General features: G+C 51.1%; 13 protein-coding genes. 11 read left to right on the top strand and 2 right to left on the bottom strand.

Annotated features, from left to right (window positions below):
• The first annotated feature begins 189 nt into the window (after positions 1-189).
• The 3 genes from ACJAZW_RS12260 to ACJAZW_RS12270 all read left to right on the top strand — a co-directional run bounded on the left by ACJAZW_RS12260 (position 190) and on the right by ACJAZW_RS12270 (position 3,609).
• Positions 190-1,200, top strand: a complete 1,011-nt coding sequence (locus ACJAZW_RS12260; RefSeq protein ID WP_415158514.1) for a glycoside hydrolase family 3 N-terminal domain-containing protein — start codon at positions 190-192, stop codon at positions 1,198-1,200.
• Positions 1,201-1,333: 133 nt separating this feature from the next.
• Positions 1,334-2,134: a UDP-2,3-diacylglucosamine diphosphatase gene (locus tag ACJAZW_RS12265; RefSeq protein WP_415158490.1), complete on the top strand. Its 801-nt coding sequence runs from the start codon at positions 1,334-1,336 to the stop codon at positions 2,132-2,134.
• A 260-nt stretch (positions 2,135-2,394) separates the two neighbouring features.
• Complete coding sequence (locus ACJAZW_RS12270) at positions 2,395-3,609, top strand: MFS transporter (RefSeq protein ID WP_415158492.1); 1,215 nt, start codon at positions 2,395-2,397, stop codon at positions 3,607-3,609.
• 68 nt (positions 3,610-3,677) lie between these two features.
• On the opposite strand, the gene ACJAZW_RS12275 is transcribed toward ACJAZW_RS12270, so the two are convergent.
• Positions 3,678-8,639 carry a hypothetical protein gene (locus ACJAZW_RS12275; protein WP_415158494.1) on the bottom strand — a complete coding sequence of 1,654 codons (4,962 nt, stop codon included), beginning with the start codon at positions 8,637-8,639 and terminating at the stop codon, positions 3,678-3,680.
• A gap of 351 nt (positions 8,640-8,990) precedes the next feature.
• On the opposite strand from ACJAZW_RS12275, the gene ACJAZW_RS12280 reads away from it, so the two are divergent.
• Positions 8,991-9,380, top strand: a complete 390-nt coding sequence (locus ACJAZW_RS12280) for an Hpt domain-containing protein (RefSeq protein ID WP_415158496.1) — start codon at positions 8,991-8,993, stop codon at positions 9,378-9,380.
• A 120-nt stretch (positions 9,381-9,500) separates the two neighbouring features.
• Here ACJAZW_RS12280 and ACJAZW_RS12285 read toward each other — a convergent pair whose 3' ends face one another.
• The gene (locus ACJAZW_RS12285) at positions 9,501-10,067 is read right to left on the bottom strand and encodes a hypothetical protein (RefSeq protein WP_415158498.1); all 567 of its coding nucleotides are present in this window, start codon (positions 10,065-10,067) and stop codon (positions 9,501-9,503) included.
• 597 nt (positions 10,068-10,664) lie between these two features.
• On the opposite strand from ACJAZW_RS12285, the gene ACJAZW_RS12290 reads away from it, so the two are divergent.
• From ACJAZW_RS12290 to ACJAZW_RS12320, 7 genes are all read left to right on the top strand, one after another.
• Positions 10,665-10,985 (top strand): 2Fe-2S iron-sulfur cluster-binding protein, encoded by a 321-nt coding sequence (locus tag ACJAZW_RS12290; protein WP_415158500.1) that lies wholly within the window; start codon positions 10,665-10,667, stop codon positions 10,983-10,985.
• Positions 10,986-11,190: 205 nt separating this feature from the next.
• Entirely contained in the window at positions 11,191-12,639 is a 1,449-nt protein-coding gene (gene cysG / locus ACJAZW_RS12295; protein ID WP_415158502.1) for a siroheme synthase CysG, read from the top strand.
• 12 nt (positions 12,640-12,651) lie between these two features.
• A complete protein-coding gene (locus tag ACJAZW_RS12300; protein WP_415158504.1) occupies positions 12,652-12,960 on the top strand; it encodes a DUF2849 domain-containing protein in 309 nt (102 codons plus the stop codon).
• Positions 12,947-14,593 (top strand): nitrite/sulfite reductase, encoded by a 1,647-nt coding sequence (locus ACJAZW_RS12305; protein ID WP_415158506.1) that lies wholly within the window; start codon positions 12,947-12,949, stop codon positions 14,591-14,593. Before ACJAZW_RS12300 ends, ACJAZW_RS12305 begins: the two co-directional genes overlap by 14 nt.
• Positions 14,586-15,872 (top strand): phosphoadenylyl-sulfate reductase, encoded by a 1,287-nt coding sequence (locus tag ACJAZW_RS12310; RefSeq protein WP_415158508.1) that lies wholly within the window; start codon positions 14,586-14,588, stop codon positions 15,870-15,872. The genes ACJAZW_RS12305 and ACJAZW_RS12310 overlap by 8 nt, the downstream gene beginning before the upstream one ends.
• A 54-nt stretch (positions 15,873-15,926) precedes the next feature.
• The gene (locus ACJAZW_RS12315) at positions 15,927-16,955 is read left to right on the top strand and encodes an NAD(P)/FAD-dependent oxidoreductase (protein ID WP_415158510.1); all 1,029 of its coding nucleotides are present in this window, start codon (positions 15,927-15,929) and stop codon (positions 16,953-16,955) included.
• Complete coding sequence (locus ACJAZW_RS12320; protein ID WP_415158512.1) at positions 16,955-17,287, top strand: 2Fe-2S iron-sulfur cluster-binding protein; 333 nt, start codon at positions 16,955-16,957, stop codon at positions 17,285-17,287. The genes ACJAZW_RS12315 and ACJAZW_RS12320 overlap by 1 nt, the downstream gene beginning before the upstream one ends.
• Positions 17,288-17,636 lie beyond the last annotated feature (349 nt).

A 17,636-nucleotide genomic window follows, 5' to 3' on the forward strand; every position in this document is an offset into this window, starting at 1 on the left:
ACGGGATGAGCCGCAGGAATTTTTACTTAAGGCGACGGGCTGATCGCCACTTCTAAGCCTTTTTCATTAAATAAAATCCTTTCGATAGTATTGGAAATGAACAAATCTATGCACCATTTTACTCGCCTTGCACTTCTCATCGTCTGCCTTTTTTATGCTAATGCGGCTTTTGCTCAATCCGTCAGGGAAATGGCGGGCCAAATGATTATGATCGGTTTTGCGCACGACAGCGCAAAAAGCGAGCAGCAAAGCCGTCTGGTTTCATTGCTTGAAACGGGGCAGATTGGCGGCGTGATGTATTTGAAATACAATATTAAGAGCCTCACAGATGTTGCCAATATGAACCGAGAGTTTTTGGCAGCGGGGGGGAGGGTGCAACCGCTGATTGCTATTGATCAGGAAGGCGGCGTTGTTGAGCGGCTTACCAAAGCAGTTGGGTTTAAAGAAATTCCCAGTGCTCGTGATGTGGCGTTGAACATGGATAAAAATGGCGCAAATGCGCTCTATGCCGATCTTGCTAAACGGATGAAAAAGCTAGGTTTCAATACCAACTTTGGCCCGGTGGTGGATCTTTTGATCAACAAGAATAATCCGATTATCGCCAAATATGGCCGGTCATTTTCGTCTCGTGCAGACATTGTAACCAAGTTTGCGACCGCTTTTGTCGATGGGCATCGTCAGGCCGGTATGATCACCGGGCTGAAGCATTTTCCCGGCCACGGTTCAAGCGCTACAGATTCCCATCTGGGTTTTGTCGATATCTCAAACAGCTGGACACAAGCAGAATACGAGCCATTTGCAGCACTTATTGCGAACGGTAAAGCTGATATGATTATGGCAGGGCATCTGTTCCACAGCGGTTATGTGGTCGAAGGCGAAAAGCAAGTGCCTGCGAGCTTGTCGCCCGTCGCGCTGACCACTGTTTTGCGAAACGGCATGGGATTTGACGGTGTCATCATTTCTGACGATATGGAAATGGGCGCAATCACAAAACACTTTGGATTTGAGGAAGCAATTGTTCGCGCGGTGAATGCTGGCAATGATATCTTGCTGTTCTCCAATACGGTCAAACCTTCACTTGGTCTGCCAAAGCGCATACTGGATGTGCTTGAGACTGAGGCCACTCGCGATCCGTCCTTTGCGCGTAAAATTGAAGCGAGCTATCGGCGCATAATCGCATTGAAGTCCCGATTAAACTGAGTTTGGCGCGGTTTTTGAGCACAAAAACAATCAATCTTTTGCTTGGTGAGGTTGATCACTATACATTGTCGATCAACTGAGCTTGGAATCGAATTTGATCGTTCCGCGCAGTCATTAAATAGCGAGCGTAAGAATGACAGAAGAAAACAAGTCCACACATGTCAAAGCACTGTTTATTTCTGATGTGCATTTGGGTATGAAGACGATCCGCGTTGATCAACTTCTGGATTTTCTGTCCAACTATGATGCGGATACCATCTATTTGGTGGGTGATATTCTTGACGGCTGGCGCTTGCAAAAAAAATGGCGCTGGCCAGAAACATACAATATTTTGCTGCAAAAATTGCTGCAAAAGGCGAACAATGGCGCGCGCATAATCTATTTACCGGGCAATCACGACGAATTTTTGCGCAACTATTTGGGCACTCACTTTGGTGACATAGAAATTGTTGATCGCACAATCCATCATGCCGCCGACGGTAAACGCTATTTGGTTATTCACGGTGATCAGTTTGATGTTGTGGTGCTGCATGCGAAGTGGTTGGCGCATTTGGGCGACTGGGCTTATAACGCCGCGTTGCGCTTAAACATTGGCGTGAACTTTGTGCGGCGCAAACTCGGTTTTGGCTATTGGTCGCTTTCGGCCTGGGCCAAGCATAAAGTCAAAAATGCTGTCAGTTTTATTGGCCGATATGAAGAAGCTTTGGCGCTCGAGGCCAAGCAATCTGGCGTGGATGGTGTTATTTGCGGCCACATACATCACGCTGACATGCATGACCATTACGGCACCCGCTATATCAACACTGGCGATTGGGTGGAAAGCTGCACGGCAATTGTTGAGCATAATGATGGTGAGTTTGAGTTGATCAGGTGGACAGAAATGGCACCGCCGGCTTCGGGTAGGCGAACCAAACAACCGCAAAATGCTGCGTGAAAAATAGGCTTTGGCGAAGGGTGTTCAGCATCCACAGGGCGCTGGCGTCATACGCTGCTTAGAGCAAGGCGACCCTTGCGGCAGGGGCTGTATCGTGAAAAATGAGCGCAAATATTTTTACAATTGTCTGGCGCGCATTGGCAAAATTCACCGCAAAGCCGCATTGAATTTTTAACTCCCAAAGTATAAATTTGCTTGCTCCATTTTAAAAACCGGGGCAACGATGGTTGCGTCTTGCGTTTCTTTCAAGGTTTTGGCTCATGCCCATCGGTGTTCTTTCACGCTTGTCCTCTTCTGAGGCACGGGCGTCTTACTATTATGGTTCGATGTTTTTGGCGGTCGGCGTTGCCGTACCGTTTTTGCCGCTCTGGCTGCGCTATAAGGGCTTTAGCGATTCCGATATTGGCATTTTAAACGCTGTCCCGGTTTGGACCATGGTGCTGATCAATATTTTTGTCGGTCGTTTGGCGGACAAAGCTTCGGACTGGCGGCTCGTCATATTGTTTTGCAGTTTGATCGCTGGTTTTGCGCCTTTCTTTTTGTTCGCCACAAATGATGTGTGGCCGATCATCTTGGTTTGGACGTTGTGCGTTTTGCCAGTGATGGCGTTATCGCCGATCATTGATGCAGCAACCGTGCGCATGACCAGACGCCGTGGCTCCGATTTTGCGATGATCCGCGTTTGGGGCACCGTTGGTTATGTTGCTGCGAACTTGGTTGGTGGCTGGTATCTGGGTTGGGCTGGTATTGCTTTGTTCTTACCGTTGTTTGTGGGTTTGAGCTTTTTGCGCGGCATGGTCGCGTTTCAGTTGCCAGCGTTTCGTCTCAAAGCTCCTGAAGATGCGCAGCTTAATTCTCAGCTGAGTAATGCACCGCCGCCGCATCGGTTGCAGGCACAAGAGTTTAAGCACATGTTTCGTCCCTGGTTTGTGCTGGCGATCATTGGGTCGGCGCTGATTGTTGCCTCGCATGGACCGCTCTATACATTTGGGTCGTTATTGTGGGACGAGCAGGGTATCGGCAAGGAGGTTATCGGGCCGCTTTGGGCGATTGGTTCTGGTGCGGAGGTGCTGATATTCTTGGCGTTTGCGCGGATCGCGAGACGTTTTTCTGCCCGTCATCTTATGCTGTTTGCTGCTGCAATGACCAGTGTGCGCTGGTTTGGTATGACGCTTGAAATGCCGGTTTACGGCTATTTTCTCTTGCAAATGCTGCACGCCTTTTCGTTCGGCGTGACCTATTTGGGTACGCTCAATTTTGTGGCCAATTGGACCGCAGAGAAATTTGCCGCTGAGGCACAAAGCACAGTGCAGGTACTTGGACAGGGTTTGCTGGCGACATTGGTGTTTGGCTTTGGCTTTGTTTACGCCCAGTTTGGTGCCGCCGCGTTTGGGCTGTCCGCAGCAATTGCTGCGATTGGTGGTTTGTGTGTGATGGGATCGCTGTTGTTGGTCAATCCAAGATATGAAGCCTAAGAAACAAAAAGACCCGCACGGTGTTTACCAAATGCGGGCCTTCTTAAACTTCAATATTCAGTGTTTAGTCAAGACCCTAGGCGCCCAAAGGCGTGTGCCAACATGGTGTAAATCTTACCACGATCTGAGGTTAGATTTGCCTGGGTGTCGCGCACTGGGTTGTTGCCGCCCGCGGCCTCACGCAGGATTTGCTCAAACTCGGTCATGAATTCGCGTGCTGTATTGGCAAATTCTTCGTCTCTCTTCAGCTTTTTGCGTACGTCGTCAAATGTGCCTTGTCCAGCCAACGTGTAGAGCCGGCGCGAAAATACGTCGGTCTGGCCGTTTTGGTAGCGCATCCAAGCGTCATCGAGCGCCTTTTGATCCACCGCAGCAATCATTTCGCTGGTGAGGCTGTTGAGGTTGCTGCCACGCTGGTTTTGCGTATCAGCTTGCTGGTTTGCTGAGGCGTTGCGCAAGAGGCTGCGGACCCAATTGTCATCAGTTGGGGCAGCTTGTTCTGGAGCGGGCTGTGGTGCCGGTGCTTGGCGCTGCGGAACGGCCTGTTGGCGTTGGGGTTGGAGCGCAGGCTGTGCCTGAACTCTTTGCTGCTCTGCTTCGATCTGGCGTTCCAAAAGCGCGGCGATTTTCTCTGACGAAATATCGTCATCGCGTGTTGGCATAACCGGTTCTGGGCGGCGTTGTGGCGGAGTAGCCTGCGGTGCTTCTACCGGGCGCGTTGCCTCTTGGTGAAGTTGGGGGCGTGGTGCATCGCGACGGGGTGCTGGGGCAGGTGCTGGGTTGTGACGCGGCGCAGCAGATGGGGCGGTGAAACTATGTGAACTGGACTGCGCGTTTACGATATTGTTCAACTCGCTCAACGCTTCGATTTGTTCTGCAACCACACGGCGCATGGCAGCAGCACTTGCTTTGGTTTCCTCTGGCAGCTCCAACATGCCGCGCTGCAATTCGCCACGGGTTGAGCGCAATTCTTCGTTCATTTGACCCGCAGTCGAGCGCATGGCTTGGGCGGTTTCGTTGAATTGGTCTGTTGCTTGGCGGATTGCATCTTGCATTTCTTCGACCAGCGCTTTTTGCGTTTGTTGCATGACGCTTTGTGCGCGCTGGCTTTCGATGCCTGCCGTTTCCGTTAATGTACGTAAGTTGTTGGAAACGGATGAAGATGCGCCACGGACTGTTTCGTCCAGCGCAACTTGAGTGGCAGCAATGCGTTGTTCGGCTTCATTGACCGTTTCGGCCAATGAGCGGGCAAATATGCGCAAGCGTCCGTCAATTTCTTCAGCGCGATTGGTAAAGCCCTGTGCCAACGCATCAAGTGCGGTGCGCCCACCTTCAATGGTTTCAATAGACACCATGCTCGCGCTTGTGAGGTCGCGGGCTGCATCGGTGAAGCCATGCGCCTGTCCTTCGAGCGAATGTTTGACTTCGCCAACTTCTGCAAGCAAACCGCTGATTGTGGCTTGAAGGGCAGAAACGTGCTCGCTCATCAGGCGGCCTGCGTCGTCGGTGCCCACCAATGCATCGCGAACAGCGTCTGAATAACGCGAAGTGTGTTGACCAATACTGCCTTCCAGCGTTGCCAGATTGTTGCCCGACGTTTCAAGAACCTGCTGCAAGAGCATGTTTGAATCGTTGAGTTTGGCCAAGGCGCGGGTGACATCTTCTTCGATGCGAGCTGTTGAGACCGACATGATCTCTTCTGCGCCCGACGCTGATTTTTGAAGCGCAGCGTCGAGAATATTTTGGTGGTTCGACAAGCGATCGTCCAGTTCGCCAGCTTTTTGGTCGATCAGTTTTGACAATGTTTCTGACTGCAAGGCGACAACGCGGTTCATGGCGCTTGATTTGTCGCTCAACTCTTGGGCCGTGGCCACACCGCGCACTTCGACCAAGTCTTGTAGTTTATCGCTCACCGCTGTCATTTGCTGCATGGCACCGCGCACGAGTATATCCAGGCGCGTAGCCGTTACTTCAACATCGGAAGAAATGTCGTTGGTCATGCCAACCAGTTTTTCTTCCAATGTCGCCGCGATCCGGCTTGCGCCGTCATCAATATTGGACATGGTTTTGCCAAGGGCCGACGAAACAGACGCATTGATGTCGTTCAAACGTTCAGCCGTAGCGTTCGCACGGGCGGAGATTGCATCAGGCAATGTGCCCAATTTCTCGTCGATGGTGCGGCTAAAGCTCTCGGCGGTCGTTGCAAGGCTTGCTTCGCTGCTGGTCGCGCTCGCTGCGATGCTATCAACCGCATTGCTGGCAGAAGCTGCAAGGCGTTTTTCGCTTTCGCTGATCCGGCCTTCAACTGATTTGTTGAGGCTGTTGAGCGTTGCGGCAAGGCGCTGTTCGCCATCAGAAACGCGTGTTTCCACGGTTGAGGCTAAGCCATCCACCGTTGCTGAAAGTTTTTCTTCGCTGCCTGCGACACGCTGTTGGATGCTTGACGTGAGGTCGTTTAGCGATGTGCTAAGTCGTTGTTCTGTAGCGGCGACACGCTCTTCTGTTTCGCTGGTGAGGCCTTGCATGGTCGCTGTAAAGCGTTGTTCGCTGTTGGACACGCTGTTTTCGATAGAGGAGGTGAGGTGCTGCGTTGCGCGGCCCAATGTTTCTGCGGACTTGATCACCCGACCTGCAATGGTTTTGTCCAATTCCGCGGTTGCTGTTTCAAACGTCTGCGTGGATTGTGACAAGGCATTTTCGACCTTGCCCGCCAACCTGTCGGTGCTTTGCTCGATGCTTGAAATCGCGCTGGTGACTTTGCCCGCGACGCCGTGTTCAGCATCTGACAAACGTGCAATTGCACCGTCTATTTCGGTTCCAAGATGTTCGTTCACCTCAGCAACTTTGCTTTCGATCATGGACGAAACTTGCTGAGTTCGTGTTTCCATTGTTTGATTCACATCACGCAAGCTTGCATCGATATTGTCCCGGAATTTCTCGCCGGATTTGTCAAACGCTGTTGATAGTTCTTCAGTGCGTTGCTGCATTTGTGCGCTGAGCAATGACGCACCAGACTGCATGCTGTCGTTGAAGGCGTTGGTGTTTGACGTCAATGTTGCTTCCAGCGCCTTGGCGTTTTCGGTCAGACTTGCACTGTTGAAATCGATGGTTTCGATCAACTTGCCGCCTTTTTTGCTGACAATCTCGTCCATAGATTTCAACCGGCTGTCCAAGATAACAGCGACTTCGTCAACGCGCGCGGTAAGTTGGGCAGCCGTAGCATCGCCTGCTGTTTGCAGCAAAATGCGGGCGTCGTCTGCGCGTTCTTCTAATACGCCACCAATTTGTAGCAGTGCCGACTGCACGTTGCTTTCCAAATTGTTTGTTTGAATGGCGAGTGTTTCATCAAAGCGGATACCAAATTCTGTGAGGCTGGCTTGTGCAATGGAGGAATTCGCCAAAACATCGCTCGCAAGTTTGCTGCCGACAAGCTCTAGTTTTTCGGAGATCTCTTCGCCGCGTAGGGTCATGTCCACAAGGACGGATTCGCCTGAGGCGCGCAAAATATTGCTCAATTTTGCGCTTTCGCTATCCACGGCCGCAGAAATTGCAGAAGCGCCATTTTCGAAACTGCCCGTTAGGGCAACAATTCGCTCATCCACGTTGGCGTTGAAACTATCGGTGCCACTTGTTAGCGCTGATATCAGCAGGTTCGATTTTTGATCGAAAAGGCTGGTAAACGCATTGGTGTTTTGGTCAAGAAGCTGCGCGACGTTTCGCATCTTATCATCAACCAATGTGCCAAAGCCGTCGGTGCGTTCAACCAACACCTGGTCAAGCTGACCTGCCCGGGCTGAAATCATCCGGTCGAGTTTTTCGTTGCGCTCGTCAAATGAAGACTGCAATTCGACGGTGCGTCCGGCAAGTGTGCTGTCCAGTGCGGCTGTTTTGTCTTCGATTGAGGCTTCAAGCTGGTTGGTGCGGTTTGCCATCACATGATCAAATTCACCAGTGCGCTGTGCGATTAGCGATGCCAAATTGGCGGTGCGTTCGTCAACGGTGATATTGAGCTTTTCCGTGCTGTCGTCCAGGGCGGCAACCAAATCTGTTTGACGATTTTGAATTGTTTCGTCAAAGCTCCTTGCGCGTTCAGCAATGGCCCCGTCAATGGTCATGCCAGCGCTCTGAACCGCATTGGCGACCTCGTTCTTTTGGCTTTCAATCGTTGATGTGATGTTGCCACCAACCGTCTTCATTTGTTCAACAAATAGCGTGCCAACACTGTCTAGCTTTGTTGAGAAGTCCGCGTGAACATCAGAAATCGCTTCGCGCACACGATCTGAGTTGGTAACCACTGCATTGCGCTGCGATGCCAATTCTTCAATCAGCGAGCGCATCCGCATTTCATTGTTCGCATAGGTGCGCTCCAATGAATTTACTTCATTGTGGACCATGACTTCTAATTCGCTGGCCCGAGACAGTGCGCGTTCAAGACCATCGCCAATCGCGTTTACTTCACGACGGACGGCCTGACCCACCGTTTTGATTTGTTGGGATGCTGTTGCTTCAGGTTCGGTTAGTCGCATTGCGGCGCGGGTCATTGAAGAGGCGGCAAGCCGCAAATCGTTGGCGCGTTTGGCCATGACAGCGATAGCAAAAAAGGCCAGTACGGGAATGATCATGAGGGCGATATAGGCGGCAAATTCAGGTGTGCGTAGAGTTTGTGTTGCCAGTGTTGCCTCAGTCAGGGTCGGCCCAAACCGGAAGTAGCCCAAAGCGCCAATGACAAGCATCCAGACAATTGAGGCGAGTGCGGCGACCCAATATGGCGTGGATGAGGATTTTGACTGCAAGGAATAAAGAATGCCAGCAGCACTTGAGCGATCATCATTTGCGATCCCTTTGGTGCGGGCGGCAATGCGTTCTGCTGAGCGCGTGCGGCTTGGTGTTGCCTGAGGCGATTTTGTGGTCGCGGCCGCACTATTGTGTGCACCCGAATCGCTTGCAGCAGAATTCTCTAAAGCACTCTCAACCGCTGAAAATGCGAGTGTCGCTGGGTCATTTGGTGTTGAACCACTATTTTTTGCCATACTCAATACTACCTTTACGTCCGCACACGTCCCAACGAAGCGGCTAAGGTGAGCTCTGGCTTTTCGTGCCTAATGATAAAAACACGCCCGGAGCGTCCCCCGGATAAATTTAACGCATTAAAACAAATACGTTTTTGGCCAATTTGCTCAACGCCGCCGAACGCTGATATCATTTCTTTATACACTTTTTCGAACTGGTTCTGATCTTTTTATTAATAAATGGTTAACGCATCAAGGGCGCGGTTCTTTTGACGTGTAGATTATGCCCATTTTAAGGCGCTTAAGCCCATGTTCACCCCTGCCTGATAAAGTTGTGAATTATTAAGTTGAGTAGTTGAGTAGGGCAATAAAATGGCGAATGCGGCGTCGCGCGTAGTGCAAAAGTCCACAGGTCATACGAGTGAGGGCCATGAACGTTGGATTGATCTTGTATTCTTGGGGCGTCAAACCATGGGAAACAAGTCGTTAGAAATCGAAATTCTCAAACTGTTCCGCTCTCAACTCGATATTCATCTTTCCCAACTCGCCCATCTTGAGGATGACACTCAATTGCGGGTTCGATTGCACACCATAAAAGGCGCAGCCCACGGTGTCGGCGCCATCGAAGTAGGGCAGTTGGCCGCAAAAGCTGAAAAAGAGTTGCTTGATACCGGACATGTGCAACCTAGTGCCATGAATAGGTTGCGCTATGCCGTGCAGCAAACCAGCGACTTCATTGGCGAGCTGCTGACCACAAAATAGATGTACATTTTAGTTTGACGCAGCATAAGCTTAGGCCGACGGCAGCTATGTGGACGAGGCGGACATTTAGGCACACCAATTGAATGGCGGCTCTTCCATGTGCCTCTCGTCAGACCACCCTCAAAAACGACTTCGAAACCATGGTAGCTTTTTGTCTTTGAATTCACTCGGAAACTTGTCCCGTTTCTCTTCTAGAATCGACCAGATGTGATCTGGGACAGAGAACGGAAATTCATAGGGGTTGTATGAATGACCGCTCTGCGCGTCAGTCTGAATAAATTTGCGTTTGTAAAGCGAAGCCGCGTGGCCGCCGTCCATCTCTGCAGTGAAGCTCTTCTGACTATGGGTAAGTAGATAGCCGTAAATCGCTAGTTCATTATTCGTCATATAGGGTATGTGTTCAATGAATTTGCGTTGATGTTCCGCAATTCTCCGTTCCTGTTCAGCTGCTTCGCGACGCTTTTTGAGCGCCGCTGTTGCCAATTTGGTGACCTGTTCGACCAATGAAGCAAGACCAAGTCCGGCTGTCGTTAGTATGGCTAAAGGTAGGCCGTAGACAACAAAGGCAGAGTCCGAAGGCGGAAGAATTTCAGCCAAAAGCAGAAGCCAAAATATGCTCAACGCTAGACTTAGTCCAACTAGTTGCCAAGCACTCGCCTTAAGAATCGTCAACCAACCTGAATCCAATCCACTTCCTCCTATTGATTGAACATTTTTGACAGTTATTCAGCTGTGTTGTCAATCATATGCAGCAACGTGGGCGAATGTGATTTCCAAGGCCCGCGCATTGCTGCCGTTGGTACAAAGCGCAGCATCGGTCACTTTGGGCTTATTCTGTTGAAAAACTCCAGAATTTCGAAGTCCAACATTTTCGCTATCGGAGCAAAATACCGAAAACCGCCGCTAAATTTGCTCGCCCCAACTCACAGGCGCTTCAGGACTGCGATTATCAAAAAATTGCTACCCCCTCAGCCAAAATTTCCGAAACCAACTCCATGAGGCGGAATTTTTTGGGCCAGAGCCAAATAGGGAGTTTTTCAACAGAATAGGCTCCAAGCGAACATTAGCAGCAATTATTACTAACTGCTATTGCTTAGCCCGGCTCAGAATTGCCTGTCGATAGCGCCACAATTGAGCGACACGAATCTCACCTTCGCCGCCAATTAGCCGCCCCTCGTGTCAACGGCGTGTGACGTTCCACATATGGTTTTTTTCAGCACCGCTTGCCCGCGAACAATTTGAGCGATATAGAACGCGCTCAGTTCAGGATAAGGAATGCTCTTCATGGCTAAAATCACATATGTGGAAGCAAATGGTACGCGCCACGAAGTCGAAGCAGAGAATGGTTCGACGGTAATGGAAAACGCCATTCGCAATGATGTGCCCGGCATTGTGGCTGAATGCGGTGGTGCATGCACGTGCGCGACTTGTCATGTTTATGTGGATAAAGACTGGACTGCAAAAGCTGGTGGTCCATCGGTTATGGAAGAAGACATGCTTGATTTCGCGTTTGATGTGAATGACAGCAGCCGTTTGTCTTGCCAAATCAAAGTGACGGACGAACTTGATGGTCTGGTGGTTCATGTACCAGAAAATCAGGCATAGCTTTTCCCAAAGCCGTCCAAGAAAAGAATTTTTCTACGATTTGCCCCGATATTGAGATCAAATTGCTCGAAAATTGGCAAATAGCTTTACTGGATTTTGCCGTCTTACGGAATGGTAGAAAATAGAAAAATCTAACAATTTCAGTGACTTGGCTTTGGTCTAAGAGTGCATTATTTTAGCGGTATCGATAAATCGAGGTCGCGACATGACACGCTTAGGTATTTTCCCTGTTTCCTATAAGGTGCGGGGCAAGAAAATCATCATCGTTGGTGGCGGCGCGGAAGCGCTGGGCAAAGCGCGTTTGGCGACCAAGACCGATGCGCAAGTGGTTGTTGTCGCCCGCAAAATTGAAGCTGATTTCTCCTCCCTTGACCTTGAAAATGTCCATTTGGACGTGCGCGAAGAAGTGTTTGCCGCACATCATTTAGACAATGCAGCTTTGGTATTTGTGGGCGATGATGGCCCAGATGCGCAGATTGCAAAGCGGCTGACCAAGCAAGCGGGTTTGCCACTAAACGTTGTTGATCAACCAGACTTATGTGACTTTTTCACCCCTGCGATTGTTGACCGTGCGCCGATTTCGGTTGCCATCTCATCGGAAGGCGAAGCGCCGGTTCTGTCGCGTCTGGTTCGCGCCCAAATTGAGGCGGCTCTGCCGCTTCATTTGGGCAAATTGGCAAGCCTTGCTGGTGGATTGCGGCGCTTGGCCGAACGTCTCATTCAGTCGGCTGATCGTCGGCGCAAGTTTTATCAAGAATTATTGGCGTCCCCACAGGTGGAGCAAGCCTTGGCTCGTGGTCAGAACGAACAAGCGAACCAGTGGGCAAATCATTTGCTGGTTGATCATGCCAATGTTGATCAGCGCAAAGGCTTTGTGCATTTGGTTGGTGCAGGGCCGGGGGCTGAAGATTTGCTCACCCTGCGGGCGCAGCGGGTTTTGCAAAGTGCCGACGTTATTGTGCACGACCAGCTTGTGCCTGAAGCCGTTGTGCAAATGGGTCGCCGTGATGCGGAACGTGTTGCAGTTGGCAAAGCCAAAGGACGTCATTCGTTCACGCAGAAGCGGATCAATAAATTGCTTGTTGATCTCGCATTGTCGGGCAAACAAGTTGTTCGGCTTAAGTCAGGCGATCCGATGATTTTTGGGCGGGCTGCGGAAGAAATTGAAGCCATGGACGCTGCAAACGTTGATTATGCGATTGTGCCGGGCGTTACTGCAGCTTCTGCGGCTGCGGCCGATGCGCATTTGCCGGTGACGCTGCGCAATGTGGCCTCTGGCGTTGTTTACGCCACAGCGCATGGCGCGAATGACAAAGCGGTTACCCATTGGGCGACGTTGGCAAAGTCTGGCCTGACGTTGGGCATCTATATGGGCAAATCGATCATGCAAGATGTGGCTGATGAGTTAATCGCTGAAGGTCTTTGTGCTTCAACGCCCGTTGGCATTGTGGTCAATGCGGGGCGCGCAACTAGCACACGATGTTTGTCGAGCCTTCAAGACATATCAAATCAAGCGCCAACATTGGCTGATGGTCCCGCAATTGTTTTTGTTGGGGAAGCTGTCGCCAGCGGCAAATGGCTGAGCGGCGAAAAGCTGCCGACTTCAGATCAAGAACTAAATGAGAATACGTCAACTGCAAGTCGGGTGGCGTAGAGGATGAATAAGATGAACGCAATCACAGCAAATGAACTTATCTCTGGTGCCGTTGTGTATCTATACGAGAATGGCGATTTCGGTGTCGATTTACAGCAAGCCAAATTGTTTGGCGCTGATGAAGCGGGTGCATTGGAAACTGCGCTTGGCAAGGCGGCAGCCATTTCACGTTTGGTCAGCCTTGAAGAAATTGATGTTGAGGTCAGCGAAACGGGAGTTGTGTGGGCCAACCGCCTGCGTGAACAAATCAAGGCCAATGGCCCAACGGTTGGCGGTTTCGCCCGTCAATCATTAGAAGGAGCCGATCATGTATCGCTATGATGAATTTGATGCGGCCTTTGTTCGTCAACGCACGGAACAGTTTTCCCATCAGGTGGCGCGCCGCCTGACGGGTGAGCTGACCGAAGATCAGTTCCGCCCCTTGCGTTTGATGAACGGTCTTTATTTGCAACTACATGCCTATATGCTGCGGGTTGCGGTGCCTTATGGCACGCTCAACTCGACGCAAATGCGCAAGCTGGCGCATATCGCCCGCACATATGACCGGGGCTATGGCCACTTCACCACGCGGCAGAACATTCAGTATAATTGGCCGAAGTTGAAAGACGTACCCGCGATCTTGGAAGAGTTGGCCAGTGTGGAAATGCATGCCATTCAAACGTCTGGCAACTGTATCCGCAACGTGACAACTGACCAGTTTGCTGGCGCTGCTGCTGACGAGATTATCGACCCGCGTCCAGTGGCCGAGATCATTCGGCAATGGTCGTCTTTGCACCCAGAATTCTCGTATTTGCCCCGCAAATTCAAGATCGCGATCACCGGCGCACCGCAAGACCGGGCCGCGGTAAAGTTTCACGATATTGGTTTGATGGCCAACACAAATGACGCGGGTAAAATTGGCTGGCGGGTGTTTGTTGGTGGCGGTTTGGGTCGCACGCCAATGGTTGGTAAAGAGATTTCAGGCTTTGTTGCCGACGAATATTTGCTGCCCTATTTGGAAGCCATTCTGCGCGTCTATAATATGTATGGCCGCCGCGACAATAAATACAAAGCGCGGATCAAAATCCTCGTGCATGAAACTGGCATTGAGACCATTCGGGAGCAGGTTGAAGCTGAGTTTGCTGAAATCAAAGAAGGTGTGTTGAAGCTGCCGCAAGGCGAGCTAACCCGCATCACCGAGTATTTTGCTGCGCCAGCATTTGGTGCGCCAACCGCAACAAAAATCGACGTAGCGCAGTTTGAAGCAACCGATAGCGCTTATGCGCGGTTCTTGAAACGCAACCTGCATCCGCACCGTGAAGCGGGTTACACGAGTGTGACGATTTCGCTGAAACCAATTGGCGGTGTGCCGGGCGATGCGACAGACGTGCAAATGGAAGCGATTGCTGATTTGGCAGAGCGCTATAGCTTTGACGAGTTGCGCGTGACCCATGAGCAAAACTTGGTGCTGCCGCATGTGGCACTAGAAGATGTTCGCGCGGTTTATGATGTGCTGGTCGAACAAAAACTGCAAGAAGGTAATGCGGGGCTGATCTCTGACATTATCGCTTGCCCCGGCCTTGATTATTGCGCTTTGGCCAACGCCCGCTCTATCCCGATTGCGCAGGCAATTTCGGTTAAGTTCGCGGATCGCGAAGAAGAATTCGGCGAGTTGAAACTGAAAATTTCCGGCTGCATCAATGCCTGTGGTCACCACCATGTGGGCCATATTGGTATTTTGGGTGTCGAGAAAAAAGGCACCGAGCTTTATCAAATTACTGTCGGCGGCGACGCCACAGAGAACGCTTCGGTTGGTTCCATTTTGGGCCCAGGTGTGACGGCGGACGAAGTGCCGGGTGCGCTCGAGAAATTGCTCGATCATTATATGGCGCATCGCCAAGGGGCTGATGAAAGCTTCATTCAAGCCTATCGTCGCTTGGGCAAAGCCCCATTTAAGGAGGCGCTTTATGGGTAGTTCAAACTTGGCCCACGCTGAAACAATCAAGCCACGTCCGACCGATCTGCAATTGGTCGCGCTCAACGGTATGTTCGACGAAAAAGACGGACTTTCTGTGCTGCGTCATGCGCTAGATGGTGAAGTGTCTGGCGCGTCCATTGCGATGGTGTCATCGTTTGGCGCGGACTCATCTGTTCTGTTGCATATGGTGGCGCAAATCAATCCGCACCAAGAAGTGTTGTTTTTGGAAACCGGAAAGCACTTCGCTGAAACGCTTGAATATATTGAGATCATCAAAAAGCAGCTTGGCTTGACCAATGTGCGCTTTCTTGAACCCGATACAAAAGACGTTGAGCGGTTTGACCCAAAAGGCAATCTTTGGGAAACCGATCCAGATAGTTGCTGCCACATCCGCAAAACTGAGCCGCTTGATGCGGCGCTAAAAAATTATGGCGGTTGGGTGACGGGGCGTAAACGCTTCCAAACAAATGACCGGGGTGTGTTACCACATTTTGAGTTGACCACGGATGAGCGGGTGAAAGTGAACCCGCTTGCCTATTGGGATAATGAAGATGTGCGCGCTTATCGCGAAGCCCATGACTTGCCTGCGCATCCATTGTTCCTTAAAGGATTTTTGTCGATTGGTTGCGCGCCTTGCACGTCGATGGTCAAAGACGGGGAAGACCCTCGTTCTGGCCGCTGGCGCGGCAAAGACAAAACCGAATGTGGTATTCATTTTGATGTGAGCGGTAAAATCGCCCATCCAACGGTAGAAATTGGTCAAAAAGCGATGAACCTGTTCAAAGATGGCGCTTTTGTTGCCGACCCTTGGCGCGATCTTAAAGACGGTGAAGCGCTGACTGATCTCGATCATGTTCACATTCCGCTGAAGACCTATGTTGAACAAAGGGCAGTGATAGACGCCAATCCGCGTGATTTGGGGTTGATTCTGGTGCCGGGTGATGATGTGGACGCGCTGGGTGAAGATGCGCAGCGCTTCGCATCGATCAGTGTGGCATTTCCCACGTTTACTGATGGGCGCGGCTATTCTTATGCCCGCCTGTTGCGTGAACGCTATGGCTATAAAGGTGAATTGCGCGCACATGGCGACATTTTGACGGATCAGGTCGCATATTTGCTCAGATGTGGGTTTGATGCCTTGACTGTTGTAAACGAAGCCACCAGAAAAGCACTTGAAGATAACAACCTCGGTGAGGTATCGATCTTCATGCAGCCTATTGGGGCATCCGCTGAGGTGCCTGTTGGAACCCGCCCGTTTTTGCGACGGGCAAAATAATGAACGTGAAGGGTGGTCCAGCGCCCACAATAGATGACGAAGAGAGTACGATAAATGAGCGAGCGTGAGATTGTCACCGATGTGGTGATCATCGGTGCAGGCCCTGTGGGGCTATTTGCCGTTTTCGAGTTGGGTCTGCTGGACATTAAATGCCACCTGATCGACATTTTGGACAAGCCCGGCGGGCAATGTGCCGAGCTTTATCCCGAAAAACCAATCTATGATATTCCCGGTTTTCCTGAAATTTCAGGCCAACATTTGACCGACAACTTGCTGAAACAAGCTGAGCCGTTTGGCCCAACGTACCATTATAATCAAATGGTGACGGAGCTTGAAAAGCTTGAAGACGGCTCATTTGTGGTCAAAACTGACGACAATCAAACTTTCAAATGTAAGGTTGTTGTGGTCGCGGCTGGCGGTGGGTCATTCCAGCCCAAGCGCCCACCTGTGCCAAATATTGAAGCGTTTGAAAACCAGTCAGTGTTCTATTCTGTGCGCCGCATGGAAGAGTTCCGCGACCATGATATCGTGATTGTTGGTGGTGGTGACAGCGCGCTAGATTGGACCCTTAATCTCGCACCCATCGCCAAATCCATGACCCTCGTGCACCGTCGCGATAGTTTCCGCGCACATACTGACAGCGTCAATAAAATGCGGGCGCTGGCTGAGGCGGGTAAAATCAATTTCGAGCTTGGCCAAATCGGCGATCTTGACGGTGAAAACGGCCAAATCAGCGCGGTGAATATTAAAACCGCAGATGGCATCAAAGCGCTACCAGCAACGCGGTTATTGCCGTTCTTTGGCTTGACCATGAAACTTGGTCCGGTTGCGGATTGGGGCCTCAATCTGCATGAAAATCTTATCAATGTGGACACTGAAAAGTTCGCCACAAATACGCCGGGCATCTTTGCGATTGGCGACATCAACTACTATCCGGGCAAGCTAAAACTCATCCTTTCTGGGTTCCACGAAGCCGCATTGATGGGGCAAGCCGCGAAGAAAATTATTCATCCGGATCAAAAGGTCGTGTTCCAATACACAACCTCATCGACCAGCTTACAGAAAAAGCTTGGGGTGAAGTAATGCGGGTTTATGTGACAGATTATGACGGCAAAGAACATGAACTTGAAGCGCTTGAAGGCTGGCGGGTGATGGAAGTTATCCGCGATTGGGAATTGCCGATTAAAGCCGAGTGCGGCGGTGCGTGTGCCTGCGCGACCTGTCACGTTTTTGTTGATCCGGAATGGGCCGACAAGTTGCATCCGGCAACAGACGAGGAAGAGGACATGTTGGACACGGTTCCAGATGTTCAAGACAATTCTCGCCTTTCGTGCCAAATTTTGATGAGCGAAGAACTTGATGGGCTCAAGGTTTCTTTGGCCCCAAGTTCAAAACCCGAAGAATTGGTTGCATAATTGATCTCACGCGCCGCATCATAGTTTGCACGACGCGCTAACACCGCGCTGTGCAAACTATTGGCGCTCCGTTGGGGCGGTCAAAAAGTTGACCGGGCTGACCGCCCAAGGTTTCCTTCAGCATTACCAATTCGAGCACGTTTCACCTGTGGCATCCCCGGACTTGATCCGGGGTCTAATTTTAAGCGCCGCCGTTGGTCGCTTTGCTCTCGACCCCGGCACCCCCGAGCATTTATACGCGCCGCCGTTGGTCGCTTTGCTCCTGACCCCGGCACCACCGAGCATTTATACGCGCCGCCGTTGGTCGCTTTGCTCCTGACCCCGGCACCCCCGAGCATTTATACGCGCC

Source organism: Maritalea sp., from assembly GCF_047634455.1.
Taxonomy (GTDB): domain Bacteria; phylum Pseudomonadota; class Alphaproteobacteria; order Rhizobiales; family Devosiaceae; genus Maritalea.